2 protein-coding genes and 1 pseudogene are annotated in these 2,276 nt (G+C 54.8%); 1 reads left to right on the top strand and 2 read right to left on the bottom strand.

Features of this window, described 5'->3' with window-relative positions; all coding sequences use genetic code 11:
• A pseudogene (locus AUR66_RS22380) lies at positions 1-644 on the top strand (hypothetical protein); the annotation flags it as partial.
• A gap of 463 nt (positions 645-1,107) precedes the next feature.
• Here the strand turns inward: AUR66_RS22380 and AUR66_RS23105 are convergent.
• Positions 1,108-1,929 carry a PGF-CTERM sorting domain-containing protein gene (locus AUR66_RS23105; protein ID WP_058573617.1) on the bottom strand — a complete coding sequence of 274 codons (822 nt, stop codon included), beginning with the start codon at positions 1,927-1,929 and terminating at the stop codon, positions 1,108-1,110.
• A gap of 1 nt (position 1,930) precedes the next feature.
• Positions 1,931-2,276, bottom strand: a 346-nt coding sequence (locus AUR66_RS18615) for a dockerin type I repeat-containing protein (RefSeq protein WP_197409878.1), incomplete at its 5' end; no start/stop codon positions are given.

The raw sequence follows: 2,276 nt of genomic DNA, 5'->3' as shown, positions 1-2,276 counted from the left end.
ACGTACAACTCACCAAGGTCAGCAACCAGGTCGATTCTCCGCCTGCGAGTGTCGAAGTCGTCCTCGGGGACGATTCGGATACTGTACGAACGGCAGCAACGCAAAAAGAGGGACTCACATATACTGCCCAAGTTGACGTCAGTTCACTTTCGACTGGAGACTACCAACTGTATACTGGTGTCCAGACCGACAACGAGGTCTTTGGGGAGCAGGAGCTTATCGGGCTAAGTGACGAGAAGACAGTGAGTGTCGTCAGAGATGGATCGCTTGCTGATGAAACTACCACTACGACGACCAGTGGTTCATCAGGTTCTCAAACCGGTGGCGCAGCTGAAACACCAACAAAAACCCCTCTACCGGAGGAAACAACAGCGTCTGGAGAGACAGCGACACCTGAATCAGTAGACGAGACCACGACGACTAGTACTTCAGATTCAGACGGCGAAACGCCCACCACAGACGACGAAGAGACTTCCATACAGACAACTGACTCAACAGAGGTGCCTACGGAGTCGACGACTGAGCCTCCTGCAAAGACTACGGAGACGACAACACAAACTGATGCACCGGCGTGGAGTCTCGGTGGCGTTGCACTCCTTTGTCTTGTCATCGTTATCGGCGTCTCCAAACTCGAAAAACGATAGCTTCTGAGTACGACTGCGTATCGTGATTTGAATCCACTTTTATCGGGAAATGTACCTCCACGAAAACAAGCAGTACTCTCTTTTCTTGAGGAGAGAATCCAGCCGTTTACCGTGGGGTGGGATGTTACTCAGATGTCACGAAGTGCTGTAGAACTCCGGCTTATTCAAATCGCTCGTCCGAGGAGCGTTCACGTGGTCTAGTCTGAGAGGAGACACGGTAGGCAACATCGTCTGTGCTCTCGATTTCTGGAAGGATGATTGGATTACGAACCGCAGTATGAGAGATTCGTGCAACGCAGTGTTCTGCTGTCGGTCTGTTCTGACACCTTTGTACGTGTGGTTCAACCCACTTGATGGATGAGCAAAGCGAGTGCTTCTGCGCTTGGACTCCGAAGCAAGCTCTGCAGAGCGCTGCCGCTCAGACTGTAAAATATGAAAGGGGAGGGGGGAATGGAGTTCGTGCTTAGTCGCGACGGATGGCGACTAGCGCGAGTGCGACCAGGGCGACGAGTGCAACAACAACACCAAAGCCGGGAATACCGCTTGAGGTAGTCGTCGGTTCTTGGGTGGTAGTCGTCGTCGTGGCAGCCGTCGTTGTAGTGGTCGTGGTGGTGGTCGTTGTAGTGGTCGTAGTGGTAGTCGTCGTCGTAGTGGTAGTCGTCTGCGGCGTGGACGTAGTGGACGTCGCAGTGGTCGTCACTGCACCACCGCCTCCGGCGCTACCGGAACTACCGCCGTCATCGTCGTCATCGTCGTCATCGTCGTCATCGTCGTCATCGTCGTCATCGTCGTCAGTCGATTCTGCTTTGACTTGCAGCGTGGTTGTGTCACCGGTGTGCGAGAGCAGGTTCCCCTTCGTGTCGGTGATATCTTCGACCTCAACTTTGATGTCTGCGGATTTGTCGCTGTCGACAGACTGTGCGGTCACAGTCAGATCCGCCAGCGAGATGTTCCCAGTCGAACCAGAGGTATTTCCGGTGTATCCAACGACGGTGATCTCACCGTTTCCATGGTCAGTCGTTTCGACGTCGAAGCGACTGTTGCCGGACACGCTGATATCGACCTTGCTGTCGTCGTAGCTGATCTTTAGCTCGTAGGAGCCGACACCATCACTGTCGTCGACATTGTACGCTGTGAGCGCCGCTGCCGAGTCGCTGTTTCCTTCTTGGAGTGAGCTAACCGTGTCGGCCGAGACAGTTTTCCCGGTCGCTGCACCGCCCATGCCAACTGCACCGACGAGCATGACGGCACACATCGCGAGGGCGAGTACCTTCGTGTGATTCATCTTAGGCACCTCCCTGGTTGTAATCTGCACCAATGTTACCTTCACTGTACTGTTGAACGAGCATTGCGTCCACTGCAGTTACCTGTCCGTCGCCGTTCACGTCGCCGTAGGCGGCATCGTTGCCACTTGTGACGTTCTTGGCGATGTCAGATGCGTCATCCGCGTCAACCGTACCGTCCTCGTTGACGTTTCCGAGTTCGTAGCCTTCGTACTCGACGGTCACTTCCGTGGCCGAATCGGTCTCGTTGAGGCGGAGACGCGTGTCACCGTTGACGTCGCTTTGCTTGATGATGTTGGCGTCAGTCGTCACATCACTGACACCATGGCTCGGCTTGTCAGGTGCTGCG

The organism is Haloferax profundi (assembly GCF_001469865.1).
In the GTDB taxonomy this organism is placed as follows: domain Archaea; phylum Halobacteriota; class Halobacteria; order Halobacteriales; family Haloferacaceae; genus Haloferax; species Haloferax profundi.
The sequence above is the reverse complement of the archived record's forward strand: the minus strand, read 5'-3'. Positions and strand labels throughout refer to the sequence as shown.